This is a genomic window from Pantoea sp. X-Soil-MYKO-1289, from assembly GCF_059730625.1.
This window is the reverse complement of the sequence record NZ_AP036005.1, coordinates 107,267-119,770: the sequence shown is the minus strand read 5'-3', so window position 1 is coordinate 119,770 and position 12,504 is coordinate 107,267. Positions and strand designations below refer to the sequence as shown.

Genomic DNA, 12,504 nt, shown 5'->3' with positions numbered 1-12,504 from the left:
CACCGGGGCGGATGCTGCCCCGGCTTACTCTTTAATCAGTCGTTCAACGTCGCGTCGGCGCTTACGGAACGAACTCGGCGTTTCGCCATACTGTTTACGAAACCAGGCGATCAGATGAGACGCATCGGCGAAACCGGTGGCCAGGGCGATAGCATTCAGGCTGTTGCTGGAATCCGCCATCAGCTTACGCGCCTGCTCCAGCCGCATGCGCCGCCAGTAGACTGCAGCGGAGTAGCCGGTACATTTGGCGAAAATAAGGTTGAGCTGGCGGAACGTTACCCCAGCGAATTGCGCGACGTCCGACAGCGGCACAGGCGAGTCGAGATGGTGCTTCATCAACTCAATCACTTTACTCACCAGCTCGTTCTCATAGACGTCTGGCTCGTTGACGCTGCGCTGCGGTTTTTTAACCGGCGCGGCAGGCTCTTCCACGAGCAAATATTTAAGCACTTTCTGCGAGCGCACCAGTCCGCAGTGCTGGCGAATAATATCCGCCGCCAGATCGATGGCGGTGCCGCCAGGACAGGTAATGATGCCGCCATCTTTGATGTAGGTTTTGTCGATAACCGGAATGGCTCTGGGAAAACGCAGGCGGAACTCGTCGCGGGTGGTGAAATGGATGGCGCACTGGCGGCCGTCCAGCAGGCCGGCGTTGCCCGCTACAAATGCGCCGCTGCAAAGCGTGATGATACGCACGCCGCGTGCGTGCAGTTCGCACAATGCCTGTAACAGCCATGACGGCGGCTGGCGCGTCTCCTCCAGCAGACCTCCCGCCACTACGAAATAGTCCCAGCTGCGGGCGAAATCGAGTTCGGCGGTCGGCATAACCGGCAAGCCGCAGCTGGCGGTAACCGGCTGATTGTCGCAGGTCATCCATTCCCAGCGACAGAAGATTTGTCGGCTGAAAAAGGATTCATCCGCCGCGAAGCGCAGCGACTCCACCATGCCCGCGACGGACGCCAGCGTAAAGCGGTTCATCAGTAGAAAACCAACCGTGAGATCGGGTTTCGGCTGTATACCGATGTCAGATTTTGTCTGCTGTTGCATACCTAAGAAACTCCAGCCCTTTGCCCCATTTTTTAGGGCGAGAAGAAATACTCTGTTTGTCGCGTCACGATATTCATAGTTGCAAATTTCTGACGCCAGTCTGCTTTCTGTTCGCTTTGCGCTCGTAACCTGCTATCTGTCTGGCTGGCGCTATCAACAGCCATGATGACGCCCGTTTTCGTATACACTTTCCGGGATTATTATCTTCCTGCATAAAGGAGAATGTCATGTCAGTTTCTGCGCGAAATCAGCTGCACGGAACAGTTTCTGCAATTTATCCCGGCTCCGTTAACGATGAAATTGAAATTTCTCTTGATAAAGGGGGCCTTCTCGTCGCTGTAGTGACCAGTAACAGTCGGATCAGGCTCGGTCTGGAGAATGGGAAAGCGGTGACAGCGCTGGTCAAAGCGCCGTGGATTATCCTTGCAACGGAGGATAATGGCATGCTGTTTTCAGCCCGAAATCAGTATGCTGGCAAGGTCGCCGCGCTTGAAAAGGGGGCGGTAAACGCAAGCGTTCATATTTTGACCGATGAAGGGTCGAATCTCACTGCCGTAATCACAAACGAAAGCATGGCAGAGATGGATATCAGCGAGGGAAAAAGGGTTATCGCTCTGATTAAAGCGTCGTCTGTATTGCTTGCGGTAAAACAGCCTGATCCTGTCTGAACAGGACGCCGCCGGCTTTGAGCGGCATGCCTGAACAGGCTGCTTTGTCAGTTTCAAAGAGGCATGGCTTGCGCTGGGATGAGCCGCGATCCTTTACAGGCCAATAGGCTGGTATCCTTGCCATTCCGGTCGAAAAGGCTCTCCCTCTTCAGATGGGGTGAGATGAATATATTTGTCGCCAATCTTTTCCAGCAAAATGCAGTCATCCACATCTTTGAGGTTATCTTTATGCTGATGGAGCGCGCCGTTGAGCAGCGTTGCCAGACCTTTCTTTTTAGCCTCTTTGCTCGCTTCCGCCACAAATAGGTCAAAGGCGTGCAGTTCCGCCAACGAGGAAGGATGGTAGGCGCCGGCGTTGACGAACCACAGCCGTTTGCTATTTTCAGGCGGCGTATCTGCCAGAGTCACAGCATATCCGTCAGCCCAGGTAATGCGCGCATAGCCATCAATGTGTAACTTATCCGCATCACCAAACCAGACTTTACGCAGCGCCGGCCAGGCGTCCTCTGGACGTTCTGCCGCGACAAACTGAACATCATGGACTTCAATGTTGGATCGGCCAGCGTTGCCGCCAATATAGAACATAAACAAATTCACGCTTTTCTCCTTTTACTGCGCGTCAGACACAGCGGATAAACACCTCGCCGCCGTTATATACTATACCATATAACGAAACGGCAAACAGTAACAGAGAGGAGAGCAGGCCACTACGCTCGCCATGTCGCTTCGGCGCCTGACGCTTTATTTTCAGGACAGAGCGTGCGTCCTGATAATAAAGCTGTGCATGACAGCAATGAGCGAAGGAAAAAAGGCGTGACCCTCTACCGGAACAGGGAAAATATGAACGCACCGGGGCGTGACGATCGGGCTAATCCCCCTGTTTATCGGACATTTTTAGCTGTGACCTGGCATTATAAAATCGTCGATAGGATAAGTAGACCGCGATGATGGTTGAGAGGCTGGCGGTCCCTATAAGCATAAATGTCACCATAATCTGATATTTAATCGCTTTTAGCGGATCGATTCCCGCGAAAATCAGCCCGGACATCATACCCGGCAAACTGACCAGCCCAACGGTTTTGGCCGCATCCACTGTCGGGATCATGGCTGTACGAATGCTGTCAGCAATGATGCGGCGCGATGAGGTTTTCACCGACGCGCCAAGGCTCAGCATCTCCATTATTTTCTGGCGATTGTCGCTGAAGCGCTGGTTCAGATTGCTGTAACACAGCCCTACCGCGACCATGGCGTTCCCCGCGATCATGCCTGAGATGGGAATGACCTGCATCGGCACAAAGGCTATCGCGCCGCTTAATACCAGAATCGTAAGCGTGATAACGGTGCCGCTAAAAATAGCGACAAAGGATATCCCAAAGACGTTATCGATATTTCGACCGCGTTTACGGGCGTTGATCGCGGCATTGACGCAGATAAACAGCACCATCAGCACCGTCAGCCAGCTGTTATTGACATCAAAAATCGACTTCAGCACAAAGCCGACGATAACCAGCTGAATAATCGCCCGACAAACGCTCCAGAGAATATCCTTGCCCATACCGAGCTTTTCTTTCTGGCTGATAAGCAGCGCTATCATGACCAGAGTCAGCGACAGTAATAGCGAAGCGTCACTGATATCATGCTGATTCACGATCGTTCTCCTGTTTTGGCGGCTCAAGGCGAAGCAGATGCTCAGCCTGCTGAATATCGTTTACATCATGACTGATCCGCACCACGGCCACCCTCTCTTCGGCTGAGATGCGGTTAATCAATGAAAGCACGGCCAGCCGATTCTCTTCATCGAGGGCGCTGGTGACCTCATCCAGTAACAGCACCTCAGGCATAAACTGCAAATTACGCAGCAGTCCGACACGCTGCTTCTCTCCGCCGGAAAGCTGTTCTACAGGCTTATTCAGCATATCCGCAGAGAGATTGACGCTCTCCAGCCCAGCAACCAGTTTGTCACGCTGGGGTTTTTGCCGGCGAATCTGCCAGGGCAACGCAAGGTTTTCATATACCGTCTCACCAAACAGCTGCGGGGTCTGAAAGCAGTAAGAAACCTGCTGACGATACGTCTCTGGCGAGAGCGTCGTGATATCACGGTTTTTGAAACGGATATGTCCGGCAGTTGGGGTGACGAGCGAAGCGAGAATTTTCAAAAGTGTGCTTTTTCCGCTTCCAGAGGGGCCGGTCAGCAACAGGGCGTCGCCCTGATGTAATTGCACAGATACGGGTTGCAGTAGCTGACGTTCACCAACGGAAAAAGCCACGTTTTGCACGTCAAGCAGGGGCAAAACATTGTTCATAGTTACCATTCAGGTTCTTAAAAGAGGGGAAAGAATAGCTTACCTCAGACAGGGCTTTGCATATCAAGTAAGACTAACAATCAACGTCCTGATGCCGATACCCACATTTCTTACTCGATATGAAGGAACATAGATGTACAGCATACGCCCTTTAATGCGCTCCCTTTTTTTTCTGTCGCTGCTGCCGTTTTCTTTCGCTCAGGCTGTTGATAAGCCGGTATCGACAGGGGGTAACATTCCTCCCTTTTATATAACCAGAATCCACGATCGTGTGAATTACATGGTGTCGCTAAACCTCAATAACGGAAAAACCGTTCAGGAGTGGCGATCCGTGGATTGTAAACAGGGCAAAGCACAGCTTCTGTATAAAGACTGGCTGAATGATAAAGGGTTGACTCAGACTCGCTTTTACGGAAACAGCTACCTTCGTTACGCGCCGGCACAGGATGACAGGCAGATGACGGCTGAGGATATCAGCATGGTTTGTCAGTTACCGATAAAAGAGGCTCGCTGGGAAAGATTATCCGCAACAGATACAGTCGGCATAACCGATTTGGTCGATGTTAGCAGCATCAAACGTATTGACGATATTTTATCGGTACGTATGGGATATGACTTTGCGGATATTATCTGGGAACCGCCGTATGACGCGCCGCTTGGATTAAAGATTGAGCATTACCTGTATAACTGTACAACGCATCAGGGAGCCGTTGTCGCCTTAATGAACATTGACAGCGAAGGCCGCGTTACGGACTCGCTTATTACCGCGGATCTTGTGCGCCGCAAGAATGATTTCAAAATTGACGCGCAAAAGACGCAACGCTTCGAGCAGCTTTGTCAGTTGCCAGCAGGACAAGCCTTCACCGCCAAAGGGCATTTTGTCCCCGCCGCCTATAAGCCCGAATCGAAGCTCATGGGGCCATCCCTGCCCGACCTGAGTAATAATAACCCGCAGTGGCTGAATGAATTCCCCCTTTCAGCGCCAATTGAGCAGCAGGCGCAGTTACTGATTAAACCCTGGGCCCTGCCGCGCTTTAAGCAGGTTCGTTATACGCAAGTCAGCGCGCAAGGTAAGATCAAAGTCCAGCTGGATGCACAAAGGGATGGCTATATACGCAAGCTGGAAGACTATGGCATCTGGACGGTGCAACGCTTAACGCTGGCTAACCAGCTACAGCTGAAGTTCACCATGTCGATCAGTAGTGGCGCCTCGCTGCTTAATAAGTTGCAGACGGATCTGCGTTTTCCGCTGGTGGCTGGTCAGCGATACCAGGCGCAGTGGGACGATATCGATTCCGACAAGAAAGTGACGGCTTCAGCGTTAAGTTGCAACGTTACGGGCGAGGGAGATGCAGGTAACATTTCCCCTCAGTTTAGCGGCAAATATCTGTTAGTTGAGTGTCATGAAACTAACGAAGGCCAGGCGGGAAGCCATGACAAACTCGCCTGGCTGCAAGACCTTAACATTTTCGTTCCGGTCGCTATGCAGGTAGGTGATAAACCTGAAAGCCCCGTGACGCTACAAGATGTTAGCGTGACGCGTTGATAAACCAGCAGGCTCACTGCTTTAACCGGTGAGTCTGCGTAATCAGCCGACTAAAGCCTCCTCTCGACGGCTCTTTCATACGGCAACCTGACATCGCGCCCCCTTGTGTAGTCTGAGTGTCACAGGTTATAAGCCTGGCCCCTTTCGAGCGGGTTGGTTCAAGCCAGACAAAATCTCTTTTACCGACGATGGCGCTTCGCTGCTGCCGAAAATTCAGTATCATAGCCCTTCCGCCGCTTACTGAAATGAGTGCCCAGCCTGTTATGACCGATCACGACGCGCTATTTTCGCGGCTTACCGCCACGCTGGCCCAAGAGAGCCGCACGCCGCTGTACAAACGCTTCGCCAGCACGGTTAAAGAGGCGGTGCGCGACGGCATTCTGGTGCATGAAGAGATCCTGCCGGGCGAACGGGAGTTCAGCCAGTCGCTGAGCATTTCGCGGATCACCGTGCGTAAGGCGATGGATGAGCTGGAAAAAGAGGGCGTGGTGCATCGTTCGCGCGGTTACGGCACGCAGATTTGCAGCCAGTTTGAATACTCCCTGAAAGAGCCTAAAGGCCTGTCGCAGCAGGCGGTATTGCGCGGCAAAAAGCCCGATACCGTCTGGATCAACAAAAGTAAGATCGCGTGCAGCGCCGACATCGCGGAAAAACTGGAGCTGAGCACCGGCAGCGACGTTTATCTGCTGAAGCGTATTCGCTATGTCGATCAGCAGGCGGTGTCCGTGGAAGAGTCGTGGGTGCCGGCGCGCTATATCGCCGACCCCGACAAGATTGGCATTTCGCTCTATGACTACTTTTACCAGCAGCAGATTTTGCCGGTAACGTCGCAGAGCAGAGTGAGCGCACGCATGCCGGACGAGGCGCTGCAACAGCAAATCGCCCTGCCCGCCAGCGTGCCCGTGCTGGTCATTAAGCAGCTGACGCTCGACGCGCAGGGCAACCCGCTGGAGTACAGCATCAGCTACTGCCGCAGCGATATGTACGTATTTATCGCGGAGTAAGGCGCTGCTGCCAGTAAGCGCGCAGCGCCGTGCGATCCGGCGCGCAGTCGCCGCCGCGCCGTGAGACCACGTACGAGGCGACCGCATTGCCCAGCGCTACGCTCTCCGCCAGCGACCAGCCGGACGCCAGTCCCGCTAACAGCCCGCCGGCGTGGCTGTCGCCGGCGCCGATAGTATCGACGACCTGGGTCGCCAGCGCCGGGATCCAGCCCGTTCCGGCGTCGTCGATAAAGCCCGCCCCTTCGCTATCCAGCCGCACCACCATCGCGCCGCTAAAACGCTGCCGCCAGCGCGCCATCAGCTGCTGCGGATCGAAAGGATCCGAGAGAGACAAACGCTCGCGCCATAGCAGCTCGGCCTCCTGGCGGTTGACGGTAATCAGCGGCCGCAGCGCCATAATGCGGTCAAAATGCGCTTCGCCGATATCCGCCAGCCGCGGGCCAAAATCGATCAGCAGCTGGAAGGGCCGCGCCTGCCGCTCCAGCCAGTCGATCAGCACCTCGCCGCTTTTGCTGGTGAGCTGATAGCCGGAAAGATAAATCCAGCGCTGCTCAGGCTGCGGCAGCGTGCTCAGCAGCGCCGCATCCCACAGGTTCTCCACGCCGCTTACCGATAAAAAGGTGCGTTCGCCGTCCGGCTCCACCAGCGCCAGGCACCAGCCGTTATCCCCGTTTGCGCTCTCCAGCACGCTGTGAATGCCGTAGTCAGCGAGTTTCTGCCGCACGATGCTGGCCCAGATGCCGTTGCCAAGCGGCAGCGCGTTAATGGCCGGAATACCGAGGCGATGCAGCGCAATCGCCACGTTGAGGGCGCAGCCGCCAACGTTGACGCCCTGCTGATGCAGTTCGATATCGCTGCCGCGATGCGGCAGCGTGTAGGCATCGGCAATCACATCCACCACCGCCGCGCCGATGACGCACACCGGCAGCCGCCCCTCCAGCCGCGAAAGATCCTCAGGCGTCAGCACAGGCGGCCTCGCGCTGCTGGCGGAAGCGCAGGAAAGCGCGACTGTAGCGGGTGAAATCGAGCGCGTTGGCGGCGTCCAGCTCGGCCTTCAGCGTCTCGTCGATCGCGTCGATGCCGTGCAGCGCGCCGCAAATCGCCACCGCCATCGCGCCGATGGTGTCGGTGTCGCCGCCCAGGTTGGCGCACAGGATCGCGCAGCGGTTCGGGTTGGTTTGCGCCAGCTCGACCATGGCGATGGCCGCGGGCACGGATTCTATGGTGCTGGTGCCGGTGCCCACCACATCGTAGATCTGCTGCATGGCGGATTCCACGCCTCGGCTCTGGGAGACAACCTGCAGCGCCAGCTCGATTCGCGCCGCCATCGACGCGCTAAAGGTGGTGATGCGTTTTTCCTGCGCCGCGCGGGCGATGGCCGGCAGTTCGTCGCGAATCGTCGCCCAGTCGCCGCCGTCGATGGCGCGCGAAATCGCCCAGGCGATGGCCGTGGCGCCAGCGATCGCCACATCCGACTTATGCGTCGGGCTCGACGCCAGCGCGACGGCGTCGATAAAGGCGCTGAGATGGCGCGCGGGCAGCAGGCAGCCCAGCGGCGAGACGCGCATAGCGGCGCCGTTAGTCATGCCGTTGTTCTCCAGCTGCGCCACCGGCGTGCCGTTTTTCAGCGCGTTCAGCGCGATTTTCGAGGTCGGCCCAAGGACGTTCTTATTAAAGGCGTCGAAGGCTTCAGCCCAGCGTAGAATATTGGCGCCGATGGTTTCGGCATGGATTTCGCCGTCATGGCTGATAATCGCATCCGCCAGCGCCAGCGCCATCGAGGTATCGTCAGTGAACGCCGCGCGGCCAAAATAGCAGGCGGCGCTGTTCTCGGCAGGCCCCGGCAGAAAGCGATCGATCCAGCCAAAGTGCTGCTTCACGCGGCTGCGCGGCCACAGCTCCGACGGCATGCCCATCGCATCGCCCAGCGCCTGGCCGTAAAACGCGCCTAAAATCCGTTTTTCCTGGTCTGTTATTGTCATATTTACATCTCTTATTTATGGCTGTCAGCGGTGGCTGAGTGGTCAAAAGTGGTTAATTCGTCGCTGCGCTTTTTGCCGTCGCGGAACAGCACGATAAAGGCGACGGTGATGATGACGATCATCACGCTGCCGAACAGCCACATGCCTGCCCAGTTAAAGGTCTGGCCGTTGCGCGGCTGATCCCAGGCAAACATCTCCTGCATCAGATAGCCGCCGAGTCGATAGCCCAGCAGGCTGCCGACCCCCTGGCACGCCAGCGTAATCAGCCCCTGCGCCGCGTTGCGCATCGCTACCGGCGCTTTTTTATCGACATAGATATAGGCGGTGATGAAGTAGAAGTCATAGCTGACGCCGTGCAGCAAAATGCCCATAAACAGCAGGCCGAAGGTCAGGAGGTTCTGATCGCTGCCGAAGATAAAGAACAGGTAGCGCAGCGCCGCCGTCGTCAGGCCCAGCAGAAGAACCTTGCCGATGCCGAAGCGTTTGATAAAAAAGGGCAGCGCCAGCAGGAAGAAAATCTCCGACACCTGGCCAAGCGTCATCCAGCCCGTGGCGTGCGGCAGACCGACTTCGGTCAGGTAGCCTTCGGCGAAGATGTAGTAGAACGCCAGCGGCATGCTGAACAGAAAGGAGCAGACAAAAAACACCAGGAAGCTGCGATCTTTCAGCAGGTGCAGCGCATCCAGCCCCAGCGCGACGCGCAGGCTAAATTTCGCCGTGCTTTTCGGTTCGGTGGCGGGCAGCGTCAGCGCGAACAGGCCGAGCAGCAGCGAGCTGGCGGCGGTGATCAGCAGCGGAACATTGCTGGCGGAGATATCGCCGAAGCCGAACAGCGGCGGCAGAAAACCGCAGGCGATGCCGGAGGCGATCCAGCCGATCGTGCCCATTACGCGGATGCGCGGATAGTCGCGCTCGACATCCCCAACGTGGGAAAAAGCGATGCTGTTGGTCAGGGCGATGGTCGGCATATAGGTGAGCGCATAGAGCAGCAGCAGCGGAAAGAAGCCGCTGAAGTGAGTTTGCTGAGCGGCGAAAAACATCAGTAGCGCGCCGACGATGGTCAGCAGCGACAGCACCTTTTGCGCCTGAAAAAAGCGATCCGCCAGCGATCCCACCAGGATCGGCGACAGAATGGCTGCAATGGAAGTACAGGCGTAGCACCAGGCGATCTCAACCGGTGAAAAGCCGTTTTTGCTGAGAAAGGCCCACAGCGGCACAAACCATGCGCCCCATATGAACCACTCAAGGAACATCATAAAAGCCAGTTTTGGTATTGTTGTTTTCATTGGAAAGGACTCCCCGGTGTTGGTAGAGGCAACCTAACACCAATGACAATACCTTTATAATACCTTTAGCGGAAAGCTTGAGCTACCCCACAACATTTTTGCAGCCGCCCTTTCCGGTTGGGAAACGGAAAAGGCGGTCCGATTCAGCATTCGCAGGAGAAGCCGTCAACGGGAGCGGCGCCGTTTTCCGGCTGCAGCGCAAGCCCTTCGTCAACCCAGCCGGTCATGCCGCCAATCATCTCTTTAACATAGAATCCGAGGCGCGCCAGACGGACAGCGGCGCGATGGACGCCGTTGCAGTGCGGGCCGGCGCAATAGACCACAAACAGCGTGTCGCGCGCATATTCGGCCATGCGCGCTTCAGTGATGGCGCGCGTCGGGATATTGATCGCGCCCGGCACGTGCGCTTTTAAAAAGGCTTCGTTGCTTCTGACATCGACCAGCACATAGTCGATATCGCCTGTTTTCTGGCTGTGGTGAACATCGGAACAGTCGGTCTCAAAAGCTAAGCGACGGCTAAAATGCTGCAAAGATTCCGCAGGGGTGGCTGGCGCGATTTCGCTGATTAAACTGGTCATCATTTCTCTCTCCTGTCTGAAGGTGGGTTGATTGTATGAGGCACCCTCAGGCTGATAAAGTGGCGGTTCTGACAATAACCGGTAGTTTTCCGCCAATGATGAATCAAGCGGGTTTAGTGGCCGTTCTGGCCTATGACGGACTCTGTACCTTTGAGTTCGGCATTGCGGTGGAGATATTTGGCCTGCCGCGACCTGAATTCGATTTCCCCTGGTATCGTCACCGCATCGTCTCGGTCGACGCCTCGCCGATGCAGGTTGCAGAAGGGATTCAGATCGTATCGAGTTTTGGCATTGCGTCGCTCAGCGAGGCGCAGACCATTATTATTCCCGGCTGGCGTAATCGCGATGAAAGGCCGCCGCAGGCGTTACTGGACGCCTTGTGCGAGGCTTATCAGCGCGGGGCGCGCCTGCTGTCTATCTGTTCGGGCGTCTTTGTTATCGCTGCGGCTGGCTTGTTGAACGGCAAGCGTGCCACCACCCACTGGCGCTATACCGACGAGCTGGCAGCGCGCTATCCCGATATCGACGTTGACCCGAACGTGCTGTATGTCGACAGCGGGCAAATCATCACCTCGGCGGGCAGCGCGGCGGGCATCGATGCCTGCCTGCATCTGATTAGCCGGGATTACGGCACCCATATCGCCAATATCGTAGCAAGACGTTTGGTGATGGCGCCGCAGCGCGCCGGCGGGCAAATTCAGTTTATCCCCTCTCCTGTCGCGCAGAAGCCGCGCGATGAGATTGCGCCGGTGCTGGACTGGGTGCTACAGCATTTGCACTGCCCTTTGTCGGTCGGCGAGATGGCGCAGCAGGCGCTGATGTCAGAGCGAACCTTCCTGAGACGATTCAGGGAGGCGTTGGGCACCACGCCCAAAGCCTGGCTGCTGCAGGCGAGAATGAATCTGGCGCGCGAGCTGCTGGAAAATAACCAGCTCGCTAACGAGCAAATCATGACGCGCTGTGGATTTGCCTCGATGGAGAGCTTCCGCGCCGCATTTCGCAAGTCGGTCGGGATCTCACTCTCATCCTATCGCAAGACCTTTGGCGGAATGCGTCGTGAAATAACGAGCGCTGTGGACGCGTGCTAACGCTCCGACGTCCAGAATGGGCATAAAAAACGCTAAAGAATGCTCCTCGGTTGGCCGATAGCGATCTACACGACTTTTATCCGCTCTGATACGATCGGTGACCGTAAGAGCGGAATAACAACAAGGATGAATAATGACCGACGCCCCATTCAAATGGACATGTATAAAGTGCGATAACGAAATCTCTCAGTATCAGGAATATTGCGCCGAGTGTGAGGAGAAGCAGTTTCGCAAAATTGGCGGCTTCTTATATCTGCCGTTGTTAAACCTGTTTGTTTTAGGCTACAGCTATTTCTCTTCGCTGCAAATCACGTTAAAGGCGGCGCTCTTTACGGCAGGCCGCGCGCCGATCGCGCAATCGAGCTATTTTTTTATCGCCTCAGGCGTTAACTTTATCGCGCTGCTTTATATTATCTATACAACCTCTCTCTTCGTACGTAAAAAGCGAGCATTACCCCTGGCCTATACGCTCTTGCTCGCCGTTGGCGTGGCGATCATGCTGCTTGACCTCGTCTGCACGAAATACCTTTTCCCGGAAGTTTCGCTGGGTTATGAGCAGATAATGCCGATTTTCAGACATATCCTTCACACCTGTATCTGGATCCCTTATTTCCACTATTCGGTGCGGGTTAAAAAAACCTTTATTCACTAGCCATTGCGCGCAGGCTGAGAGCGTCAACTCCAGCCTGCGGCAATATTGCGTTATTAACCTTTTCGCCCTGTATCTGTATTTAACGCTGAAAAAGCATTAAGCGCGTTCGCGTCCCTTATAACTGACAAATCTCTGGGAAATAGGATGAAACGAGAGAGGCCAGTTAAATAACAGAGCCCGCGAGCACGACCACGCGGAACCCGTCCAGTATAGTGACGAACGAAATTCACCCTCTTCTGTGCGAAAGTCAGGCGCTGACCGCCGACTGACGTTAAGCGCCGCCGTCGAGCGGCCTGCCTGTAGAAGGCGCAAAATTAAACCGACACGTCCTGAGCATTGAAAATTATCTA

The 12,504-nt window shown here is 55.7% G+C and carries 13 protein-coding genes; 5 read left to right on the top strand and 8 right to left on the bottom strand.

Going from position 1 to position 12,504, the window contains the following annotated elements; genetic code table 11:
- Positions 1–24: 24 nt before the first annotated feature.
- Positions 25–1,047 carry a GlxA family transcriptional regulator gene (locus AC6I7Z_RS19955; RefSeq protein ID WP_497815568.1) on the bottom strand — a complete coding sequence of 341 codons (1,023 nt, stop codon included), beginning with the start codon at positions 1,045–1,047 and terminating at the stop codon, positions 25–27.
- A gap of 227 nt (positions 1,048–1,274) precedes the next feature.
- On the opposite strand from AC6I7Z_RS19955, the gene AC6I7Z_RS19950 reads away from it, so the two are divergent.
- A complete protein-coding gene (locus AC6I7Z_RS19950) occupies positions 1,275–1,715 on the top strand; it encodes a TOBE domain-containing protein (RefSeq protein WP_497815567.1) in 441 nt (146 codons plus the stop codon).
- A gap of 93 nt (positions 1,716–1,808) precedes the next feature.
- On the opposite strand, the gene AC6I7Z_RS19945 is transcribed toward AC6I7Z_RS19950, so the two are convergent.
- The 3 genes from AC6I7Z_RS19945 to fetA form a co-directional block, all read right to left on the bottom strand.
- A complete protein-coding gene (locus tag AC6I7Z_RS19945) occupies positions 1,809–2,312 on the bottom strand; it encodes a DUF1543 domain-containing protein (protein WP_497815566.1) in 504 nt (167 codons plus the stop codon).
- Between the two features lie 271 nt (positions 2,313–2,583).
- Positions 2,584–3,363, bottom strand: coding sequence for an iron efflux ABC transporter permease subunit FetB (gene fetB, locus AC6I7Z_RS19940; RefSeq protein WP_497815565.1), 780 nt, complete (start codon positions 3,361–3,363; stop codon positions 2,584–2,586).
- A complete protein-coding gene (gene fetA / locus AC6I7Z_RS19935) occupies positions 3,350–4,018 on the bottom strand; it encodes an iron efflux ABC transporter ATP-binding subunit FetA (RefSeq protein WP_497815564.1) in 669 nt (222 codons plus the stop codon). Before fetA ends, fetB begins: the two co-directional genes overlap by 14 nt.
- 133 nt (positions 4,019–4,151) lie before the next feature.
- On the opposite strand from fetA, the gene AC6I7Z_RS19930 reads away from it, so the two are divergent.
- Both AC6I7Z_RS19930 and AC6I7Z_RS19925 read left to right on the top strand, forming a co-directional pair.
- Positions 4,152–5,564 carry a hypothetical protein gene (locus AC6I7Z_RS19930; protein WP_497815563.1) on the top strand — a complete coding sequence of 471 codons (1,413 nt, stop codon included), beginning with the start codon at positions 4,152–4,154 and terminating at the stop codon, positions 5,562–5,564.
- 263 nt (positions 5,565–5,827) lie between these two features.
- A complete protein-coding gene (locus AC6I7Z_RS19925) occupies positions 5,828–6,568 on the top strand; it encodes a GntR family transcriptional regulator (protein WP_497815562.1) in 741 nt (246 codons plus the stop codon).
- On the opposite strand, the gene AC6I7Z_RS19920 is transcribed toward AC6I7Z_RS19925, so the two are convergent.
- The 4 genes from AC6I7Z_RS19920 to AC6I7Z_RS19905 form a co-directional block, all read right to left on the bottom strand.
- Entirely contained in the window at positions 6,555–7,535 is a 981-nt protein-coding gene (locus AC6I7Z_RS19920; RefSeq protein ID WP_497815561.1) for a PfkB family carbohydrate kinase, read from the bottom strand. The two genes, AC6I7Z_RS19925 and AC6I7Z_RS19920, sit on opposite strands and share 14 nt — an antisense overlap.
- Complete coding sequence (locus AC6I7Z_RS19915; RefSeq protein WP_497815560.1) at positions 7,522–8,550, bottom strand: ADP-ribosylglycohydrolase family protein; 1,029 nt, start codon at positions 8,548–8,550, stop codon at positions 7,522–7,524. Before AC6I7Z_RS19915 ends, AC6I7Z_RS19920 begins: the two co-directional genes overlap by 14 nt.
- Positions 8,551–8,561: 11 nt before the next feature.
- Positions 8,562–9,836, bottom strand: a complete 1,275-nt coding sequence (locus AC6I7Z_RS19910; protein ID WP_497815559.1) for a nucleoside permease — start codon at positions 9,834–9,836, stop codon at positions 8,562–8,564.
- Positions 9,837–9,979: 143 nt separating this feature from the next.
- Positions 9,980–10,414, bottom strand: a complete 435-nt coding sequence (locus AC6I7Z_RS19905) for a rhodanese-like domain-containing protein (protein ID WP_497815904.1) — start codon at positions 10,412–10,414, stop codon at positions 9,980–9,982.
- Between the two features lie 95 nt (positions 10,415–10,509).
- Here AC6I7Z_RS19905 and ftrA point away from each other — a divergent pair, with 95 nt between their 5' ends.
- Positions 10,510–11,502, top strand: coding sequence for a transcriptional regulator FtrA (ftrA, locus tag AC6I7Z_RS19900; protein WP_497815558.1), 993 nt, complete (start codon positions 10,510–10,512; stop codon positions 11,500–11,502).
- A gap of 133 nt (positions 11,503–11,635) precedes the next feature.
- Positions 11,636–12,154, top strand: a complete 519-nt coding sequence (locus AC6I7Z_RS19895; RefSeq protein ID WP_497815557.1) for a DUF2569 domain-containing protein — start codon at positions 11,636–11,638, stop codon at positions 12,152–12,154.
- Positions 12,155–12,504: the final 350 nt, after the last annotated feature.

Coding starts and splice junctions, on each gene's coding strand:
- AC6I7Z_RS19955 (WP_497815568.1), bottom strand. CDS start 1,047: ATGCAACAGCAGACAAAATCTGACATCGGTATACAGCCGAAACCCGAT.
- AC6I7Z_RS19950 (WP_497815567.1), top strand. CDS start 1,275: ATGTCAGTTTCTGCGCGAAATCAGCTGCACGGAACAGTTTCTGCAATT.
- fetA (WP_497815564.1), bottom strand. CDS start 4,018: ATGAACAATGTTTTGCCCCTGCTTGACGTGCAAAACGTGGCTTTTTCC.
- AC6I7Z_RS19930 (WP_497815563.1), top strand. CDS start 4,152: ATGTACAGCATACGCCCTTTAATGCGCTCCCTTTTTTTTCTGTCGCTG.
- AC6I7Z_RS19925 (WP_497815562.1), top strand. CDS start 5,828: ATGACCGATCACGACGCGCTATTTTCGCGGCTTACCGCCACGCTGGCC.
- AC6I7Z_RS19915 (WP_497815560.1), bottom strand. CDS start 8,550: ATGACAATAACAGACCAGGAAAAACGGATTTTAGGCGCGTTTTACGGC.
- AC6I7Z_RS19910 (WP_497815559.1), bottom strand. CDS start 9,836: ATGAAAACAACAATACCAAAACTGGCTTTTATGATGTTCCTTGAGTGG.
- AC6I7Z_RS19905 (WP_497815904.1), bottom strand. CDS start 10,414: ATGACCAGTTTAATCAGCGAAATCGCGCCAGCCACCCCTGCGGAATCT.
- ftrA (WP_497815558.1), top strand. CDS start 10,510: ATGATGAATCAAGCGGGTTTAGTGGCCGTTCTGGCCTATGACGGACTC.
- AC6I7Z_RS19895 (WP_497815557.1), top strand. CDS start 11,636: ATGACCGACGCCCCATTCAAATGGACATGTATAAAGTGCGATAACGAA.